The organism is Gaetbulibacter aestuarii, from assembly GCF_039537665.1.
GTDB classification, from domain to species: domain Bacteria; phylum Bacteroidota; class Bacteroidia; order Flavobacteriales; family Flavobacteriaceae; genus Gaetbulibacter_A; species Gaetbulibacter_A aestuarii.
Map to the genome: position 1 here is coordinate 152405 of NZ_BAABAY010000007.1, position 20120 is coordinate 172524.

A 20120-nucleotide genomic window follows, 5' to 3' on the forward strand; every position below is an offset into this window, starting at 1 on the left:
TCCATGATCCAGGTTACAAACCATCTCTTTTTAACGCCTATTGACAACCAACATCAAAAGACATTGATGGAACTCATGAAGCAGATCTATCCCCCGCCATATAAACATTTATGGGTTAACGAAGATTCAAGCTGGTATCTGGAAAAGTGTTTTTCCAAAGAAAACCTAATCACTGAACTTAAGGAAAAGGATTCATTTTACAGCTTTGTAATTTTCAAACAACAACCCATCGGTATTCTACGATTCGTCTACAATTCACAAATTCCCGATCCAGGTAATTCAAAGGGCGTTTTTTTACATCGGTTGTATTTACATCCTGATTTCCACGGGAAGGGCATCGCACAAAACTTAATGGGCTTTGTTGAGGAAGAAGCCATTCAAAATGACAACCATTTCATTTGGTTAAAAGCGATGGATACGCAAATGCAAGCGATAAAATTTTATAAAAAATTAGGGTTTAAAACTATAGGCACGGAACGGCTCGATTTTAAATTAATGCTTAGAGATTTTAGAGGTATGATCGTTATGAAGAAAGCTTTGTAGAGGTGTTTTCTATTCAATTAAGCCTTGGTAAAATATTAAATTTAAAGTTGAATTAATTATTTACAACTTTCTATTTATCAATATTTTAATAAATTAAATTTTATTTTTTGACCCTGATACTTTTGTGCTAATACAGAAATTGCTTCTTTAGTTAATTGCATTACCCTTGGATAACCACCTGTGGTCTGACAATCCTTCATTAAAACGATCAATTTTCCTGAAGGCGTCAACTGCACAGTACCGGGAAAAACACCGGAAGTTAAAATGGGCTCTAAATTATTAGAAAACGTTTCATCCAATTGATAAGCCATACGACTATTGTTTTTTGAAATAAGAAAAGACATATCTAAAAGTTTCTTTTTCTGCTCAGAATCTAAATACTCGTATTCCGGCCCTTCATGAACATCAATAATGTTAGAATCTAAGTAAGCAGTGTCGACTTTTAAATGAGAGTGCGACAGGGTTATACTTCTTTCTACCTTAGAAATTATTAAACCATCTCCTTTTTTAATAACATTCTCCCGGGTTACGGGACTATACATGCTTCGACTTTCTAAAATATTCGGGCTACCAAAACCCCCTGAAACACCTAAATAAGAACGAAAACCGCGTTTAGAAGCACTAAAAGACAAGACAGAGCCCTGAGACACCTTTACGATCCTGTTAAGCTCTACAGGCCTCTCATCCAACTTAGGTTGCATGTTCGCCCCTGTAATTGCGATGTAAGTATCCACATCAAAACGCAGTGTTGATCCGGTCATGGTTTGCTCTAAAACAGCATCTTGAGGATCATTTCCCAATAATGCATTAGCTAATCGCGCAGCGCGCTCATCCATAACACCCGAGTAAGGCACCCCAAACTCCTGAAATCCAAAACGGCCAAGATCCTGAACTGTAGTGTAAAATCCAGTCGACAAAACTTTAACCATGTATCACCTCACTTTCTAGCTCATAAACACCGCTTTCAACAAGAATCTTTACATCGTGGTATTTCTTTTTATCTACAGGTACGAACATCACCTGGTCTCCGGGTTCAGCAAAGCACGGCCGATCTTTTTCAACATCAAAAAAGTTTACAGGCGTATTGCCAATAATATGCCATCCTCCGGGACTTTCAATGGGATATACCCCGGTTTGATTTCCACCGATAGCAACGGCACCTTTAGGTACTTTTAATTCCGGCGCGGATTTACGAGCCATATGCAATTCCTCAGGAAGACCACCGAGGTATAAAAACCCCGGCAAAAACCCAATAAAATATACAAGATAAGGTGCTGCCGTGTGCGTTTTAATAACAGCTTGTTTAGACCTATTTTTTGAACGCGCCAAGACATCCAGGTCTATACCAAATTCAGCTTCATAACAAACTGGAATCTTCCATAGTTTTGAGGTTTTCTTAACCTGTTTTTTTGTGTTGTTATAGATTTTGTCTATATACGCAATTTCATGGTTTAAATTTATTATTTTTGAATCATAACTTATTATTAATGAATTATATGTATGTTTTAATTCAATGATTTGTTTAATATTGCTATTTTGGATTTCAGCCTTTAAACTAAGGATATCCATTAAAATATTTCGATCAATTTTCTTTTCCCACTCCACCAAAATAGCAGGGTCTCCGTAAGGTTTATAAGCAGTGATTTTAGACTTCATTTTAACGAATTTTATACCCTAATCGAGTTAATTTTTCATGAAGATATTTTATTAAATCCGGAGCATTGGGATGATCTCCGTGAACGCAAAAAGTATCGGCTTCAATAGGAATTTGATGTCCTGAAACGGTCACCACCTGATGATGCAGAACCATATTTTGGATGTGTTCAAAAACAGCATGATTATCGGTAATGAGGGCATTGGGTTCAGACCTTGAAACAAGTGTTAGGTCATCATGATAATTTCGATCTGCAAAAGCTTCAAATGAAATTGGAATCTTTTGTTTTCTTGCCAGGTCTGCTATTACCGATTTATAAGGAACATATAATTTCATAGGCAAAGCGATACTTTGCACCAATTCAATAATTACATTGGCAATATTCTCGTCAACTGCTGCCAAATTATACAAAGCACCATGTGGTTTAATATGATGCAAACGTGCATGAGTTTCCTCTAACACATCCATAAAATCATCCAGTTGGTGTTTTAAAGCATAAAAAAGGGCGGAATATGAAATATCCATAGCTTGCCTTCCAAAGTTCTCTTTGTCAGGAAACGAAGGGTGTGCTCCTATTTTAACACGATGCCTTTGAGCTAAACCGACTACTTTACGCATACTCTCTTCGGTTCCGGCATGTCCGCCACAGGCGATATTACAAGAAGCAATAAAAGGCATTATCAGGGCTTCGTTTTCTAAACCTTCACCCATATCCACATTTATATCTATGGTTTGTAAGTCCATTAAAAAAGATTTAATTCAAAAACCGAACTAATGGTTTTTAGAGACAATAAGATACTAATTCCTAAAATGAATACCGCAAAAACATTCTGAATATTCGTATTCTTAAATTGTCCTAATAGCTTTGATTTATTTACGATCCAAACTAAAAAAACCGCAATTACCGGTAGTAATATACCATTGGCAACCTGCGCAAAGCGTATGATATCAATGGATTTATAACCCAAAGAAGCGCTTAACACACCAAGAATTATGATGATCATCCAAACACCTCTAAACCGTTTTGATCTTAAATCTGTAGACCACCCCAGACACTCACAAAGAACATATGCTGCTGCCAATGGTGCCGTAACAGCACTGGTAACCCCTGCTGCCAATAAACCCAGGGCTAAAAAATATTTCGCGTTGATGCCAAACAGCGGTTCCAGGCTTTGAGCCAGACCGGCCGCATCCTGAATATGGTTCCCTTGAAGCGCGGCTCCGGAGATGATGATGCACATAGATACCACGCCTCCTAAAATAATGGCAATCAGGGTATCCTTTCGAACGTAAGGAAGGTCTTTTTCTGAAGACCATTTGTTTTTCACAAGTGCCGCGTGTAGAAAAATATTATAAGGCACCACCGTTGTTCCGATCAATCCAATGATTGTTAGAAGACTTTTCGAATGAGATAAATTTGGTGTAAAAATTCCCTTTAAAATTGAAATAACATCAGGTTTCGTTATGACCGCGGTTATAATGAAAGCAAAACTCATAAAGAATACCAAAGCCATTAATACCTTCTCCAGGGTCTTATAATTGCCTATATACAATAACCCAAAGGCCAAAAAACCAATGATTATACTCAGAACATTAAATGAAAACCATCCCAGCTCTATATAACTGTTTCCTGTTATGGCCTCAAGGCCTAAAACAGCTCCAGAGATATTCCCTGCTTCGTAAGCGGTATTGCCAATTACAATGGCCGATAGAATAAGCAGAATGGCAATAAATTTAAGTAATGGATTTTGGATTTCCGTTTTTATAATTTCAGATATCCCTTTTTGGGTTACCAGCCCAATGCGTGCAGACATTTCCTGTAGCACCACAGTAGCAAAAACGGCCAGAACCATAGCCCAAAGTAAGGCATAGCCAAAATCTACTCCGGCCAACGTACAGGTGGTTACAGTTCCCGGACCAATAAATGCGGCTGCTACCAGAGGCCCGGGACCTATATTTTTAAACCATTTTAGCATTACTTAGGAACGGTGTTGAGCGCATAAATAGCAAAACTTCCCAGCCAGTGGCCACCTTCATAGCTATCCCCAACAATACCGGGCAGCGAGTAATTTATATGTTTGTTGGCTATACGTCGTAAATGACTATATTCAGGTAAACCCTCGGCAATTTCATTAAGGCACCAGGCACGGGAAAAGTTCACACCATCCAAATGCACCAACTGCCCGTCAGTCCTGTCAGAAACCAGTCCTACTTCCAGGTCGTAGTTCTTATCTTTTAATTGCGGCAGGAAATCGTTCATCCAGGAACGAAATTCTTCCTTAGGAAGTAAACGTTTCATTAAAGCCGCCTCTTCCAGACAAGGCGATAAGAAATCACTCCCACTAGGTTCCCAGGACATCGGACAATGAGCATCGTTCATAAAGAAATATTTTGCGCGATCAGTAATAGCTTGTTTTAGGGCTTCGTTATTAAATGTTTCAGCATAATCGTAGGCAAATATTAAACCAAACGCTGTATTGGCATGAGTTCCCACACGAAGCGCATAGTTTAATTTTGGTAGAAAATCAATATATTTTTGAACGATCACATCTGTTAAAGGCTGCAAATTCGCTTCTAATTGTCTCGCCAAAGGATCATCCCAGTTATGCAATTCTTCTGCTAATTTGAGCAACCATGCCCAACCGTAAGTGCGCTCAAAGGATCCATTGTGTTCACCTTTAAAATATGCAACTTCTTTTTCAATATTTTCTTTTGAAATGTTATTCAACAAACGCTCGCGCACCTCTTCTGCTTTATCGATATCAGGAAACTGTTTGAGCAAACTCACTAAACTCCAATGGCCATGAACTGACGAATGCCAGTCAAAACAACCATAAAATGCCGGGTGTAACGTCGTGGGTGATTTTAGATCGTCATCACTACCCAAAGTTTGAGATAATCGGTTGGGATACTCAATATTCATACAATGCAGCGGTAATTCTACAAGTCGATTGGCTTCCTTAATATCTAATTTTGGAACAGGAATAGCTTCAGGTGTTGTCATTTCTGTGGTGGGTTTAGAAGAGTCTTCAGTGGATTCAGATTGTTTACAGGCTGAGAACAGCACAATGAGTAGTAATAGGAAATAAACTTTCATTTAAATTTGAATTGGTTAGTACAAGTTCATTCATTACAATCAACCCAACCAACCATCTCGATCCAGACTTCGATATTGAATGGCCTCGCTAATATGAGATCCTAAAACATGTTCGGATCCTTCCAGATCAGCTATGGTTCTGGACACCTTCAAAATGCGGTCATAGGCTCGGGCAGACAGGTTCAACCGTTCCATGGCAGTTTTGAGCAATTGTTTTGAATGCGCATCTAAAATACAAAACCTTCTGATTTGTTTGGTATTCATTTGGGCATTATAATGAATAGAATCAACATCTTTAAAGCGTTCTGTCTGAATTTCACGGGCTTGCGTTACGCGTTTCCTGATAATAATTGAAGATTCTCCTTTTCTATCGTCTGATAATTTATCGAAAGGTACAGGGGTCACTTCAATATGAATATCAATACGATCGAGTAAAGGCCCTGAGATCTTACTTAAATAACGTTGCATTTCCGCCGGACTTGAGGTTACCGGGGCGTTCGGATCATTAAAATAACCACCCGGACTCGGATTCATACTCGCCACCAACATAAAGGACGACGGATAAGTTACCGTAAAACGCGCTCTGGAAATGGTCACTTCCCGATCTTCCAATGGTTGTCGCAGTACTTCTAAAACCGTTCGTTTGAATTCCGGTAATTCATCTAAAAACAAAACGCCGTTATGAGACAGGGAGATCTCACCCGGTTGTGGAAAGGAGCCACCACCCACGAGCGCCACATCTTTGAAAGCTCATAATGTGTGGGTAAAAAATTAGCGAGTTTATTTAGTTTTGTAAAAACACAAGATATACTGTAAAAATAAGATTAGTGTGGAGGCAAAAATTAAAATATGTGGTATGTAAGTTGGCCACGCCCCCATCAATATTACAACTAGGATGTAAATTGAAAATAAATTAAATATTGTTATTACCGATGAATATAAATAATTCGCAAAACTTTTATTTGATTTAGTAATTCCTATCGATTTCCAAATAACTATTATCCCGATGAAAATTGGCGAATACAGATAAACTATACTTTCAAATTTCATACTTCCTCCTTTTGAATTACATACCTAAACTATATTTGTGAATATATTAAATGTATAAGAGAATAAATCTAAAAAAACCAATTAAATCTTTCTATTTCACTAGCGGGAGGTCCTGAATTATCGAACGATTTCATTCAAGATTTTATTATGGTTTACAACTTTAAAAAATATTAAGGACCGTTTTTAATTATTTATTTACTCAACCCAATAACAACCTTCTTAAACCCTCTACAAATATATATTGAATTCCAGCATCGGTACTGACTTTTATAATTCTGTTAATAGCGTTTATACCTTTTATTTGAAGTCTCGCAAAAATCCAACTAATTTGTGTTTTTAATTGACGCTGTGTTAATTGTGGTATAAGTTTATTCAATTCACAAATATCATTTAACAGAACCTCATCCACATTTTCATCTTCTTTGTACTCTTCAATAAGTAATTTTAGAAACTCTGATAATTGCCGTTGTATTTTAAACTCTAATGGCGAAGCATCCGTTTCTTCATCTATAAATTCAAATGATTCATAAAATTGTTCTTGATAATCTTTAAGTACCTTGCTTGATGGATGAATATTAACAGTCTGATATTCGCTTAAAGTATTTAACCAATTCTTGAATACTTGTAATACCTGATTACCTTTTGAACTGAATTCACCAGAATAATGATTTAGGACATTAGTATTTTGAGGTTTAAATTCAACTTGATAGATAACAAGTCCCTTATCTAAACGAGGCAATTCAATCGTAAAACTAAAGTCTGACTGAATATCTAAATCTTCAATTATGAGTTTATAATTTTCGTCATGTGTAATTCGAACCAACCTATTATTATTGGCCACTTCTGTTCTAATGTATGAAAATATCCTTTCAATATCCTTTAATAATCTGATTGGTTTGTTTTTTATGTACATTTTGCTGTATTGTTACCAAATCAAAGTTATTAAACCTATTTCATAATCGGAATCTGACATATTAGAACTTATGAACATCTAATTGTCTAAAACTTACTCATCTGCTGAACCCAATGCCGAACCTTATATTGATTTTCAATGATTTTCTTTGCCCCAGATGGACTATTTGCATAGGTTGAGACAGGAACCGCTGTTCCCACACCTTCAATTCTGATTTTGCCGTAATATTCTGTCATAACTTAAGATTTATGCTGATTTTAAAACTATTTTACGGACCTTCTGAACGGTACCACTACTTTTACCTGTAAGCTTCATAATATTGCGTACCGATTGATTTTGACGCACGTATTTAACGATATCTGAATGTTCGTTCAATAACTGGTCGGTCGGTTTTACAGAACCTACAGCCCTTCCCAATGTTCCACCATTTTTGATGTACTTTTTTCGGCCAGAATCGAGCCTAGATTTAATCAATCTCAACTCTGCCGAGGCGAATGTGGATGCGATTGAGAGCATGGTTTGAACCATCCCATTAATTTCTCCGTTTTCAAGTAATGTGTGGAGCTTATAGTTGTCAATTATAATATTGATGCTATTAGCATTACATTTCTCCAGAAATAAGGCAAATGATGATATTTTACGGCTAATCCTGGATATCTCTAAGGCGATAATATGCTTTACGCCATAGGATAAGGCATATTCCAAAATTTCGTCGTTTACGGCGTCGTTTTTAGTTCCCGATTTGTAGTAACTAAATTCTTTGATAATTTGGTAGACGTTCCCATAGTTCAACCTCAACTCTTCACTTTGGCGGGTGATATCTTGTTTGCGCTCGTTGGTTGAGCATCTGCTGATTATGATTGCTTTTTCCATGCTGTAAAGATACGGAAAGAATGATTAAAAAACTATTTAAATACCTGGTTTCCAGGAATTTGTATTATTTTTTATCAAAGATTTATTATGATACAATAATGCGTATCAAAAAATGGCACTTATAGATTTAAAATGATACACTTTGACTTTTGATACATATTTAGAATGAATTTGTTTGGTCAACAATTATTCTGATTTGTATATACAACTTTCTAAATAGTCAAAAAAATTCGAGTCAAAAAAATTTATGTATATACAAACTAATAAAATTAGTCCATTTTAAATCTACATATAAAATTCGTGAGGGACCCCCAGTATATACAATTAACTAATTAGTCCCATTGTAAGAAAGGATACATGGCTGAGGTTCTTAAATTTTTCAAATTTTAAAGATTATTTTCGGACCACTCCCTTAGTATGTTCCCATTATGCTCAAAAACGACACTTTATTTAAAGTATATACTTTATTAAGGGTGATAGGGTAAGCCCAAATGGAACATATTAAATGGATTTTTCCGAAGTTTTATATAAATGAACATATTTATATACAAACTATTATTTCATGTCTAAACTACCAACTACTGAAAATACCGAAACATTTATTATGAGGATATCACCAGAGCTTAAAAATAAATTGAATCAATTAGCTAGGCAAAGCAAATATGGTGGGAATGCATCATCGGCAATTAGATACCTTATAGAAAATGCGAGTAGATATAATTAATCAAAAATACAAGAACCTAGCAATGAATTTTACATGTTGTTGTGGCTAGTTTTTTATATTTCACTTAATCCAATTAGACTTAAAAATCCAACAATGGTAAGGACAGTATCTAAAGTGTTCAATTTTCGGTTATCTTTTGGTGAAAACCAAGCTGCAACCATAAATTCTTGTTTTGTAAAAATTAAACTTATTATTCTGAATAACGTTAAAAGGATTACAAGTCCAATTAATGTTTTGTCATAATTTGCATAAGAACCAACTACTGAATCAAAATCCGAATTTCTTTTTAGCTCGTTTAATATATACCATTGCAATAGTCCAATTCCGAACCAAATTAGTGTAATTGACTTTTCTCTAAATCGTTGGTAATACATCCAAAAAAGAGATAATGGTCCGCCGAAAGTCAATATCAGAAGTAATGTGTTAATATTCTTTTGAGGTAAAAGCGAGAACTCATAAAAAAAGTATATAACTCCGCCGAATAAAAGATAAATTCCGATGCAGATTAAATCAATTATTTTTACTTTACTTTCGGTCATTTTAAATTAGCCACAACGTTTATGTGTAAGGATAGTTGCGTGTTTAAGCAACTAACTTACTAAAAATGGAACGAACCAGAGGAAAATCCTACGGATTTTCCAAGTAAGCGAGAACCAAGCAATTATTTTTACACGGTGTTATAGGACGTTTTTTATTATCTCTTCTTTATAATTAATAATATCTTTGTCCGACACATTAATTTTGGATAAAAAATCATTTGCCCAGACTTTAGAAACATTATGTGATTTTGCCAGTATTCTTAAAGCAATAGTTAATTCTTTCTTACTGTTTTCACTTTGTTTCTCACTTGATACGAATCTCTGAACTGTTTTAATAGATAAGCCTTCTGCAAATTTATTATAATCACTTTCAGTCAGTCTTGATTTTGCACGTTTCAGAATTGTTTCATTATAATTTTTTATCTCTAAATTATTTGGGGTTATTTGCAAAGCTCTATAATACCAGTTATTAGGAAAGTTATGCCATTCTTTATCAAAATGTGAATAATGCTTATTATAATATTCGCCCTTAGTAAATAGTGAATTCCAGATTTCGGTATCGTTATAATTTTCTTTGACATTCATAGATACTAACATTATTTCATGATTAAGTCTATTCTTACTTGCAAAAACAGAGTCAATTTTTGCTAATTCACTAAATAACAATTTATTTATTTCATCATCAGAAAGGCTGTTATAAGGTTTACCATATAAATCTTTTGGAGTCTCAAATGCAAATAGCATAAGCCCACTAATAAATTTATCGATTCTTTCTTTGCCATATAATTCTGAATATTTATTCCTATTTACAATAACAAATTTGCTTAAAGGAGAGAAAATTGAATAAGAGTAGTTCTCAATTAGGTGAAAGTATTGTGGCTTATACCATTTATCATGAGGAATGTCCTGAAAATAATCAAATAGAAATGAGTCCTTTTCAGTTGGACTTAAATAACCAACAAAGGAACTGAATTCAGTAATATCTTGTATGTTTAATTCATAGTCAGATAAAGAATTCGGAATCGTATTATATGAAAATTCTTTATTTACAACTGTATAACCTAATTCTAAAAATTCCGTAGGTCCTTTATACCCAACATGCTTAAGTTCGATTTCTAATTGAGGAGAAAAAAATAATAATGTTGGGTAGGCATTAACTTCAAATTTATTTGCCAGAATAATACCTTCTCCTCTTTCAGCGTCATATTTAAGACAAATAAAATTCTTGTTGTAGAAGTCTCCAATTATTGAATCTGTAAAAACGAAGTTATCCATTTTTTTACATGGTCCGCACCAAGATGTTGAAAAATCTATGAATATTGGTCTATTCAGTTCTTTAGAGATTTCTATGGCTTTTTCAAAAGATTCTGAGGAAAATTCAATTCCGATTATAGAATGATTTTGTTTTTTTGTTTTATTACCACAACTAAATAAAATTAGAGAAGCTAAAATAAATAGTAAGTTTTTCATAATTTAAATTGGATAAACGTTAAATGCCCTATAACGGTTTTGTGTATGATTAGTGGCGTGTTTAAGTACCTAATTTAGCAAATAAAAACCGAATAGAAAATCCGCGAGGATTTTCGTAAGTAGGCGAGGACTAGCCATTAATTATACACGGTGTTAGGGCAAGTTTTTTATTTTCTATGGAACAAATAATCTAATTCAATTTCAATTCGTGGTTTTTCAAATTGTTTGTCAGTTAATGGCGAAAACAGAATTTTATAAGGTAGTCTCAAATCCTTAAAAGTCTTGAAATATGCAATATAATTTTCTCTCTCAACATAATCTCCTCTGTCAATCGATGAACCGTGAATTAAAAGAGTTGCTGTAATATTCTCGATTTCTCCATCTGAATTTTTTAAGACGACAATATTTTCTAAATACTTATCAATCGGTTTATTGTTTTTAGTCTCAACTTTATATTTTGAGTATAAACTATCCTTTTCGATTAAAATTACTTTGTCAGTTGATTTGAAAAACGGTAAAGAAACTACATCTCCAATTCTATTCATTTTTCCAATATAGGATTTGATATCCTCATCTGTATTTAACCTTGGATATTCATTTTGAATTTCTCCATTTTGGTCATAAGTTCTTACATACGTTTTTTTAATTCTTTCGATTTTGAAATATTGGTCGACTTTTTCTTGATAATCGAAAAATGAGTTTTTAAATTCTTCTGTGTTATTTGCTATCCATTCAGTTTCTATTTCTCCAAATAAGTCAAAACCTATTAAAGTCATTACATTATTCTGGATTGTGGAATAAGGGATTTTTAATCTAAATCTACCAAAGAGGTTTTTACCTAATTTTCCATCGTTATCTTTCAGTAGTTCCATATTCTCGAATAGTGTTCCATAAAAACTGAACTTATCGATTGTTTTATCAATCATTTTTGAATAGTCTGATAATCTATAAAAATTAATGTTCTTTTTATGATTTACTATATCTAATAAAAAGACATTATTTCTAGTTAAATCTTTTGGGTAAATGTCTTTCGATGAATTTCCTCTTAAAATATAATGTTTAACAATTTTCTTTTTTTGAATTAATTGAAAATCATAAATGACATTGTTAAGTAAATATTTATTCCAAATTTCTCCTTGTTTTAGAGAGTCAAGATTTTTGAATTCAGGATTTTCTGAAACTAAATTTTCGTAAGGGTCAAAAAATATAACTTTAAGTTCATAATTCTCAAACTCAAGTTTTTCAATTGTTCTATATTTCTGCGCAAATGAAGTATTTAGTCCGAATATTAAGAAGGTAATTAAAAGGACAAATTTTTCTTTCATAGTTCAATTTTGGGTTTTTTGGCAAATTTGCCCTAACGTTCGTGGCTATGAGTAGTTGCGTGTTTTAGGTTTTAACTTTACAAGTATACAAAAAGCTGAAAATTCCGCAGGAATTTTCAGGATAAGCGATAACAAGCAATTACTTATAGCCGATGTTGTGGTTAGTTATTTTGTGTTGCTTCTTTAAATTTAGCTCTTAATTTTTTGCTTAATTCAGATTTTTTGCCATTGTCAGAAACATATACTTCTTTTTTAAAATACCTGTATCGGTCAGAGATAGTTAATGAAAGTGAATCTGAATTGATTGTGTCAGTTTTCAAAGTCTTTTCTTCAATTTTACCCTCGATAATTTTCTTTCCTATTTTATCTCCATAAATTCCAAAAAATATATCATTAGAATTGTCAGTTAAAGTTGGAAAGGTATCTGTTTTTTTTCCAGAATCAGGGTAGTAATTTTCAATTATGACACTCAAATATCTCGTATCTAAATCGTTTACATTACTTACATAATTATTTATTCGTGCCATATTTTTTCCGATTTGTATGGTATCGGGAATTTGTAATTCGAAGAATGTACTGGCTGGAATTTTTATCTTACCATTTGAGTCAAAATGAATTTCTTGATTTTTATAAGTGCTATCTCGTAAGTGAAACCATTCTATTTTTTTAGTCAATTTTCCATTCTCATCATTGTAGCTCCACCATCCATAAACCATATTGTCTTTAACTAATCCTTTTTCTTTTATTTTTCCATTTTCGTAATAGTAAAACAATGTGTCGGCTATAATTCCATTTTTTATATATGACAAAGATTTTAAATTTCCATTTGGATAATGTTCTCCACCATACCCAGTAAATGTTGAATCTGCTCTTGAATCATCAAATTCGACTTTCACTAATTGTCCATTGTATTCCTGAAAAATTTCTTTTTTCTCGGATTTACAATTCCAAAGTAGTATTGAAATTAATATGTATGTCAGTTTTTTCATAATTAACCACAACGTTTCGTATAAGATTTGTTGCGTGATTAGGTAACCAATTTAGCAAATAAAAACCAACCGTAGGAAAATCCGCAGGATTTTCCGGATAGGCAAAAACTTAGCAATGAATTTTATACGCTGTTGTAAAACGTTATTTTATCATATCATAAGTCGCCATAAATCGGATATATAAATCAAAATTGAAATTAACGACAGACTTAAACTTAGGAAAAAAGTTCGTTTTTTTATTTTTTTAAAAGCTGAAATAATAGATAGGATTAAGGCTCCAAAGCCAAAAAAAGTAAATTTTAAATAAGCTAATTGATTGAGTGTATATAAGGCTCTAGATTTGCCCGTTGTAGTTTCGTATCTTAGTGATAAATGGTATTGAATGTATAAGCCAATAATTATTCCAACCAAGCTTAAAAAAATTGAACATCGGCTAAAAAACAGTTTATCAAATTTCATCCAACAATTATTTTATTCACTTACGTAAGTTTGATTAAAGGATTTTACTCTATTCCTATCCTCTTTATTAAATACTCCATATATTGATATTGGAATCAATAGTCCGCTTGCTACTGCAAGAATTCCAATCACTGTTTTCATTTCCGAAATTATCTGCTTCAGAAAATATAATCCAACAAAAGTCCCTACAAAAAAGATGATTCCAGCAAGTACAGAAATAAATTTAGATTCCTTTGCGTAAAATTTATTTACGATTATAGTAGATTCCTGATGACATTTTTCACAGTTAGTTTTCCTGATTTTTCCATTTTCCATTGCGAATTCAATCCGAGTACAAGAATCTGTTTTCAATCGGTTTTCGTGGTTACAATTCGGACATTTAAAATATACTCTCAATTTCGGTGGAAATGTTTTACAACGTTTCGTGTAAGATTTGTTGCGTGTTTAGGTAGCCAAATTAGCAAATAAAACCGAACCGTAGGAAAATCCGCAGGATTTTCCGGAAAGGCAAGAACCAAGCAATGAATTTTACACGTTGTTGTAGCACGTTTTTTTTAATCCATTTTCTCGTTTTCCAATTCCTCAAATTTTTGTTTGTCGGTAGGTTTTATGTCGGTTAATACAAATCGGTTTTTGTCCAAAATGTCAAAATTGACTTTACTCAAATAAAGGTCGACAACATTTCGGTCAATCATTATTTTTCCGCCACCAACCCAATGTCGGTCAGTTCCATTTTTCTTAATTCCAGATATCCAATATTCGTCTCCGTTTTCGATATCGTAATAATTTCCAGTAATTCCTTGTGCCTTTGAATTTTTAAGAGCTCTTCCATTAAAATACACAGTTCGACCAGATTTTGAGAATTCCGCCATTCCAATCCAAGCAGGTCCAGTATTTTCAAATCCGCTTTTTAATTCGATATATCTTAATTCAGGTTTCATTGTTCCTCAAATGTGCTACAACGTTCAGGCTATGAGTAGTTGCGTGGGTTAGCACTTAACTTTGCAAGTACACACCAAACTGAAAATCCGCGAGGATTTTCAGAAGTAGGCGAGAACAAGCAATTACTTATAGCCATTGTTGTGCTTTCGTTATTTTTTAGTTTGTTATTTATTATTTCAGTAATAATGTCAATTTCTGCAATTAGCTCTTTTAAACTTTTGATTAGCTTTTTTTCGTTATCGTTTTTCAATCTAAGATAAGCGTCTATTTTGAGGAATATTTCCGGGTATCGTTTCTCCATATTGAGAACTGTAGCTAATTGTGCCTGATTATGAAGCATTGGAATTAGAACTCCACCATCCATTGCCACTTCTTCAATAACATTAGCCATATGGCTTTGGTTAGTAGCATATACAGACACCAAACGTTCTTTTTTCCTATGATAGCTTATTGTATTATGACGAATTTCAGAATCTAATAATTTTATTTCTCCACTACTGATAAGAGATTCAGAGGTAGTTGATTTAAATTGAAAAAGTAATGACACGGTCATATTCTTCAGAACATTTTGAAAAGTTTGATTGAAAGTTAAATTGGGTTCTTTAAAGGTTTCAGAATAATTATTAAATATAGTCAATGATGAGTCTATTCTGCTAATCATAGATTCAGCATCGCTCTTATCAACTTTTAAATCCTCAAGGATTTGATGATAATAGTTTTGCTTTAAGTTATTTTCCTTTCTTGTTTCATTCCAGTTATTAATCTGCAGCGCAATTAAAATTCCGATTACAACCAGGATAATTTCTCCAACGGCATATTTTAAATACTTTCCAGTTTTCCCTTCTGCAAGTAAGTTTTGTCTAATTTTTCGAAAGAATTTTATCATTGGTTAGTGGTTTCTGATAATGAAGCACAACTCGTTATATGTGCACAATATATGTTTTTATCCCGACAATTTCACCCAAAAACAACAATTATTGTAGTTTTTATCCTTCAACTAAAATACCTCGAATCTACCAATAAATTGATTTCATGGGATTTTTTTGTTTAAAGCATATCATTTCTCAGTTGAAGGACCGATACTTAAAGTATCATTACCCTTATCTTTAACCAAAAACTTCCTTACAGCCACGTCCAGAGGGTTATTTACAGCTTCTAGGGAGCTTTGGGAAACATGTGTATATATCATGGTCGTTTCTGGTTTACTGTGGCCCAAAAGCGTTTGTATGAGCCTTATATCGGTGCCGTTTTCCAATAGATGTGTTGCGTAACTGTGCCTAAGCGAATGTGGGGTAACATTCTTTTGAATTTTGGCAAGTTTTAATGACTTCTTCAAAAAACTCCGAATGCTATTTGCAGAATACTTTTCACTGGGTTTTCCCTCAACAAAATATTTGACTGGTTGATAGGTCTGAATGTAATTTCGTATTAGTGGAATTAAACTCTCAGCCATTTTAACATATCTATCCTTTCTACCTTTGCTATTTCGAATAACCAATTGCATTCTTTGTATATCAATATGTCTTAGCTCCAAGTTGATAAGCTCTCCTACCCTTAAACCACACGAATAAATAAGTGCCAAAATGGCTCGGTGCTTGAGATTTTTGGTACACCTTAGGATTTCCAATATTTCCTGTTGAGAGAGTACAGTTGGAAGTTGTTTGGATTTTTTAGGCCTGTCCAATTTCAATTTATCAATTTTGCAATCAGGATGTAAATCGGAAAAAAGTTTCATGGCACTAATAAATTGTCTTTGAGTGCTGATACTATACTTCCTAGGAATAAATACATTCTCAATAAACACCTCAACATCACGGTTGCTTATATCCCTGATAGATTTATCACCGAGGTACCTCAGAAAATCAGCTATAAAGCTTGTATAAGTTAATACTGTACTTTTACTATACCTCTTACCAATTAAATATTTCTCATAGGCTTGTATCCTCTCGTTTTGCACATCCGAAACCTCAGGTTTATCTCTGTATTGGTTAGGAATCGGAGCGTTATAAATCGAAACATCTTCAATTAGTGTGGCAACTTCTTGAAAGGCCACTCTAACTGCTTTCAGATTCTCAGGAGAAAAGGGTCCATACCAACACCTCATCTTCGGACTCCATTTAAACTTTCCTATGGTCCGTATAATAGTTAATAACTTATCATTATACCTGAAGTACATTTTTAGGTTATCTCGATTTCCAACCAATTCTCTTTTGATAGCGACTTCTGGTTTAGGGGTATTTGTCATGATTATGGGGCATTTATTTAGGCTTATATCTTGTAGTTAATTTCTTTCAATTTATTCTATTCAACACATTGCAGATGTGATACCAAACTGTGGATTGATAATTCGAATGGGCTAGACCTATGACGGTCAAACCTAAAGCAAATTATGTCAAAATAAAAATTTTTTAGGTTTTATTTATCTGTAAATCAAACAAATATAAGAAAAGTCATGTTAGTATGTGACTTTTTTGTTTCTGGTGGATATTTATATACGTATAGGATTGGTTCGACCTATGCATATAACAAAAGGACTATAAATTTTTTTTTATGATTAAAAATTATGAGAATGGAATTCAGGGTTCGTTGATAGAATGGACAGACGTGACCTGGAATCCTTGGCATGGATGCCACAAAATATCCGATGGGTGCAAATTTTGCTATATGTACCGTGATAAGATGAAGTATGGTCAAAACGCAAAATTGGTTGTTAAGTCCAAAACCAAATTCAAGTATCCGTATAAGATAATTCAGCCACTAAGGGTTTTTACTTGTTCATGGTCGGATTTCTTTATTGAAGATGCGGACCAATGGCGAGGCGAAGCTTGGGAAATAATCCGAAATACCCCACATCTAACCTACCAGATTTTAACCAAACGTCCTGAAAGGATTATGGAATGTTTACCTGATGATTGGGGCGATGGCTATGATAATGTTTGGTTGGGAATAACGGTTGAAAACAATGCTACTAGGCATAGAATGGACACCCTGTCTCGAGTGCCTGCCAAAATTAGGTTTATATCATTTGAACCCCTTTTGGAACAGTTAGAATTGGCCGATTATCATAGCTTATTAACCAATCATTTCCATTGGGCTATTCTCGGCGGGGAGAGTGGGAATGATAATGGAAAATACCGTTATCGTCCATGTCGTGTGGAATGGTTGGAATATTTGATAGACGTATGTCTAATGTCAAAGGTGGCCGTATTCGTAAAGCAATTAGGAACCCAATTGCACAATGAACTCAATTTACGTGATAGACACGGTAAAAATATCGATGAATTCCCAGATTCATTAAAAGTTCGGGAATTCCCGAATTAGTTTTAGTAATGGTAACTCAATGGTGTTGGTGAAAATATTATGTTCCAACCCATTGGGTCCATTTTTTAGAAAATAAAAGGACTCATTTTTATCAAATATTAAAAAATAATTAGCGCAATAAATTGTATTTGAATTTCAATTTGAGATTACTCATTTCGATTCGGTACATTAAATATGTGACTTTTTATTTCTTCTTGATATTTATTAATAAAAATACATGTTATGGAATACGATAAAAACGAAAAATGGGGTTTAAACACCCCTTATGAAAATCTAACCTATAGGCAACGAAGAGATGCCTTTGTCCTATTATATTTTCTTAACGAATATAAGGACCAAAACACCGCTTTTGAGAGGCTTAAAAAACATTGGACTAATATAATATATAAACTTCCAAAGACCTCTGAGAAGCGATATAACAGCGTTAAAAACGGCAGATACACGGTCTATAATAGGATGAAAAAACTGTTCGAAGAACATGTGGTTGAATTATAATGAGTTTAGCCATATCAGAAATAAAGGAAGGGTGATATTCACTTGCTTTAAATACCACCCTTTCTCTGGTCAATAGACCATATAAGGTCTTGTTTGCGAGTCAGATTGTTAGAGCAATCTGGACAAGATATGAGAATGCGAACTCTATAATAAATAGTTTAAAATAAAGTAAAGTACTATTTGAATCAGCATTCTACAATTTAATAAGAAACAATGATTAATTATTTTAAATGCGCTACCAATTCAAGTAAGGTGCTTGGGTCAATCAGCATCCAAGAGTATCTGAACAAAATCCAAAATGGAGATGATAACTTAAATTACATTAAAAAGGCCAGAGATTTATATTTTGATAAGGCGAGTTATTCCAAAATAAAAATAAATAAATTACCATGTTATACTCTAAATTTCACATTTAACAAATACCGATGGGATGAAAATATCATTGATAGTACAGGTTTTATTTATATTGATATTGACGGTCAAACAGAGATAAACCTCAGCCATACGCTTTTATACGCTTCATGGATATCATTATCTGGAAAGGGAAGAGGAGCACTTGTTAAGGTTAAAAACCTAAACCCAAATAACTTTTTTTACACTTATGATAAACTTTCAGAGGAATTGGGAGTGACGAGCGATAAAAAAGCTAAAAAAAGGAACCAATTAAATATATTGTCGTATGACCCTGATATCTATATAAATGATAATTCAGAATATTGGACCTGTAAATCTAATAATTTAAATTACCCCCATTACAGTGATAAAATTAAAAAAACCATTATACCTACTGTACTGGGGGAAAATTCTAATAAGGATATTAGGTATGATAATCTTGATATGCTATTACCCAAAATAGATTTTGATGGTGAAGTCTTATATGATTTTAAAGAAAAGATAAACTTCAGCAAAGTCAAGATTCCTTTTAAAGTAATTGAGAATGGTTCACGAAACAATATACTCTCAAGTATTGCCTATCAAATAAGAGCGTTAAATCCATTCATGGAATGTGATTACCTATCAAGGATAATGCACAAAATAAATAAAGATAAGTGCATTGAACCATTACAATCAAGTGAAATAAACGGTATGATAAGGTCTATCATGAATGTTGAATTAGAGGATTTAAAACCGATTATAAACGCCTCTAGAAGATTTATTTATAATGAAGACTACGATATACCATTAAAGGAAAAAAGAAGTCTTACAATGACGGCAATTAACGCTGACAGAGTAAAGAATAGCAAACAAAAGATTGAGAAAGCTATTGAGGAATGGAACTTCGAAACGGATGGGAAAATCACGCAAAAGTCACTTGCTACTGCAACTGAAATGAATAAAAAAACAATTGAAAAATATTATCCGCTTTACAAGTCTGAAATTCAATTATTAAATAAGAAATACCATAAAAACCAAAAACATGATATTACCAGATAAATTATTAAAATCAAAGGAATTGACACCAATACAAAAATTGATTATTGGTTTAATTATTAACGAATCTCCTATTGTGATGAGGTTCACTGATGGCTACGACAAAACTTGTGGGGAAATTGGCAAAGAGCTTGGTTTATCTAGAAGTAAGGTTAGAGTGGCACTAGATGAAATGGTTGAAAAAGGATACATCAGCACGGAATATGGAAGAGCCTGGAGAAAGACTAATCTTACCACAGAGGGAGATAACTTTAAAGATTGAAACTTAAGTTATTATTGTTTTTTATTATTTAAT

Annotated in this window: 22 protein-coding genes and 1 pseudogene; 6 read left to right on the plus strand and 17 right to left on the minus strand. The window is 33.4% G+C overall.

The window, feature by feature from the left end; all coding sequences use genetic code 11:
• Positions 1-3 precede the first annotated feature (3 nt).
• Positions 4-543 (plus strand): GNAT family N-acetyltransferase, encoded by a 540-nt coding sequence (locus tag ABD682_RS13655; protein ID WP_344742112.1) that lies wholly within the window; start codon positions 4-6, stop codon positions 541-543.
• A 77-nt stretch (positions 544-620) separates the two neighbouring features.
• Here ABD682_RS13655 and ABD682_RS13660 read toward each other — a convergent pair whose 3' ends face one another.
• The 9 genes and pseudogenes from ABD682_RS13660 to ABD682_RS13700 form a co-directional block, all read right to left on the minus strand.
• A complete protein-coding gene (locus ABD682_RS13660; protein ID WP_344742113.1) occupies positions 621-1460 on the minus strand; it encodes a 5-oxoprolinase subunit C family protein in 840 nt (279 codons plus the stop codon).
• A 4-nt stretch (positions 1461-1464) separates the two neighbouring features.
• On the minus strand, positions 1465-2199 hold the full coding sequence (pxpB, locus tag ABD682_RS13665; RefSeq protein ID WP_344742115.1) for a 5-oxoprolinase subunit PxpB: 735 nt from the start codon (positions 2197-2199) through the stop codon (positions 1465-1467).
• A 1-nt stretch (position 2200) separates the two neighbouring features.
• Positions 2201-2941 (minus strand): 5-oxoprolinase subunit PxpA, encoded by a 741-nt coding sequence (gene pxpA / locus ABD682_RS13670; protein WP_344742117.1) that lies wholly within the window; start codon positions 2939-2941, stop codon positions 2201-2203.
• The gene (locus ABD682_RS13675; RefSeq protein WP_344742118.1) at positions 2941-4173 is read right to left on the minus strand and encodes an Nramp family divalent metal transporter; all 1233 of its coding nucleotides are present in this window, start codon (positions 4171-4173) and stop codon (positions 2941-2943) included. The genes pxpA and ABD682_RS13675 overlap by 1 nt, the downstream gene beginning before the upstream one ends.
• Complete coding sequence (locus ABD682_RS13680; protein WP_344742119.1) at positions 4173-5294, minus strand: DUF2891 domain-containing protein; 1122 nt, start codon at positions 5292-5294, stop codon at positions 4173-4175. The genes ABD682_RS13675 and ABD682_RS13680 overlap by 1 nt, the downstream gene beginning before the upstream one ends.
• A 39-nt stretch (positions 5295-5333) precedes the next feature.
• A pseudogene (locus tag ABD682_RS13685) lies at positions 5334-6035 on the minus strand (YifB family Mg chelatase-like AAA ATPase); the annotation flags it as partial.
• Positions 6036-6543: 508 nt separating this feature from the next.
• Positions 6544-7257 carry a hypothetical protein gene (locus ABD682_RS13690; RefSeq protein WP_344742120.1) on the minus strand — a complete coding sequence of 238 codons (714 nt, stop codon included), beginning with the start codon at positions 7255-7257 and terminating at the stop codon, positions 6544-6546.
• Positions 7258-7343: 86 nt separating this feature from the next.
• Positions 7344-7493, minus strand: a complete 150-nt coding sequence (locus tag ABD682_RS13695; RefSeq protein ID WP_344742121.1) for a hypothetical protein — start codon at positions 7491-7493, stop codon at positions 7344-7346.
• Positions 7494-7503: 10 nt separating this feature from the next.
• Positions 7504-8130, minus strand: coding sequence for a recombinase family protein (locus ABD682_RS13700; protein WP_344742122.1), 627 nt, complete (start codon positions 8128-8130; stop codon positions 7504-7506).
• A 562-nt stretch (positions 8131-8692) separates the two neighbouring features.
• On the opposite strand from ABD682_RS13700, the gene ABD682_RS13705 reads away from it, so the two are divergent.
• Positions 8693-8854: a hypothetical protein gene (locus ABD682_RS13705; protein WP_344742124.1), complete on the plus strand. Its 162-nt coding sequence runs from the start codon at positions 8693-8695 to the stop codon at positions 8852-8854.
• 53 nt (positions 8855-8907) lie between these two features.
• Here the strand turns inward: ABD682_RS13705 and ABD682_RS13710 are convergent, their stop codons facing one another.
• The 8 genes from ABD682_RS13710 to ABD682_RS13745 all read right to left on the minus strand — a co-directional run bounded on the left by ABD682_RS13710 (position 8908) and on the right by ABD682_RS13745 (position 16823).
• The gene (locus ABD682_RS13710; protein ID WP_344742125.1) at positions 8908-9393 is read right to left on the minus strand and encodes a hypothetical protein; all 486 of its coding nucleotides are present in this window, start codon (positions 9391-9393) and stop codon (positions 8908-8910) included.
• 138 nt (positions 9394-9531) lie between these two features.
• Positions 9532-10863, minus strand: a complete 1332-nt coding sequence (locus ABD682_RS13715; RefSeq protein ID WP_344742127.1) for a thioredoxin family protein — start codon at positions 10861-10863, stop codon at positions 9532-9534.
• 167 nt (positions 10864-11030) lie between these two features.
• Positions 11031-12188, minus strand: coding sequence for a hypothetical protein (locus ABD682_RS13720; RefSeq protein WP_344742128.1), 1158 nt, complete (start codon positions 12186-12188; stop codon positions 11031-11033).
• A 161-nt stretch (positions 12189-12349) separates the two neighbouring features.
• On the minus strand, positions 12350-13177 hold the full coding sequence (locus ABD682_RS13725) for a toxin-antitoxin system YwqK family antitoxin (protein ID WP_344742129.1): 828 nt from the start codon (positions 13175-13177) through the stop codon (positions 12350-12352).
• Between the two features lie 471 nt (positions 13178-13648).
• Positions 13649-13987, minus strand: a complete 339-nt coding sequence (locus ABD682_RS13730; protein WP_344742130.1) for a hypothetical protein — start codon at positions 13985-13987, stop codon at positions 13649-13651.
• 203 nt (positions 13988-14190) lie between these two features.
• The gene (locus ABD682_RS13735; RefSeq protein WP_344742132.1) at positions 14191-14577 is read right to left on the minus strand and encodes a mannose-1-phosphate guanylyltransferase; all 387 of its coding nucleotides are present in this window, start codon (positions 14575-14577) and stop codon (positions 14191-14193) included.
• A 29-nt stretch (positions 14578-14606) separates the two neighbouring features.
• Positions 14607-15464 (minus strand): DUF6090 family protein, encoded by an 858-nt coding sequence (locus ABD682_RS13740; RefSeq protein ID WP_344742133.1) that lies wholly within the window; start codon positions 15462-15464, stop codon positions 14607-14609.
• Between the two features lie 171 nt (positions 15465-15635).
• Entirely contained in the window at positions 15636-16823 is a 1188-nt protein-coding gene (locus ABD682_RS13745) for a tyrosine-type recombinase/integrase (protein ID WP_344742134.1), read from the minus strand.
• Between the two features lie 305 nt (positions 16824-17128).
• On the opposite strand from ABD682_RS13745, the gene ABD682_RS13750 reads away from it, so the two are divergent.
• From ABD682_RS13750 to ABD682_RS13765, 4 genes are all read left to right on the plus strand, one after another.
• Positions 17129-17899, plus strand: a complete 771-nt coding sequence (locus ABD682_RS13750; RefSeq protein WP_344742135.1) for a DUF5131 family protein — start codon at positions 17129-17131, stop codon at positions 17897-17899.
• A 222-nt stretch (positions 17900-18121) separates the two neighbouring features.
• The gene (locus tag ABD682_RS13755) at positions 18122-18394 is read left to right on the plus strand and encodes a hypothetical protein (protein WP_344742136.1); all 273 of its coding nucleotides are present in this window, start codon (positions 18122-18124) and stop codon (positions 18392-18394) included.
• 213 nt (positions 18395-18607) lie between these two features.
• Positions 18608-19828, plus strand: a complete 1221-nt coding sequence (locus tag ABD682_RS13760) for a BT4734/BF3469 family protein (protein WP_344742137.1) — start codon at positions 18608-18610, stop codon at positions 19826-19828.
• Positions 19812-20087 (plus strand): MarR family transcriptional regulator, encoded by a 276-nt coding sequence (locus ABD682_RS13765; protein ID WP_344742138.1) that lies wholly within the window; start codon positions 19812-19814, stop codon positions 20085-20087. The genes ABD682_RS13760 and ABD682_RS13765 overlap by 17 nt, the downstream gene beginning before the upstream one ends.
• Positions 20088-20120: the final 33 nt, after the last annotated feature.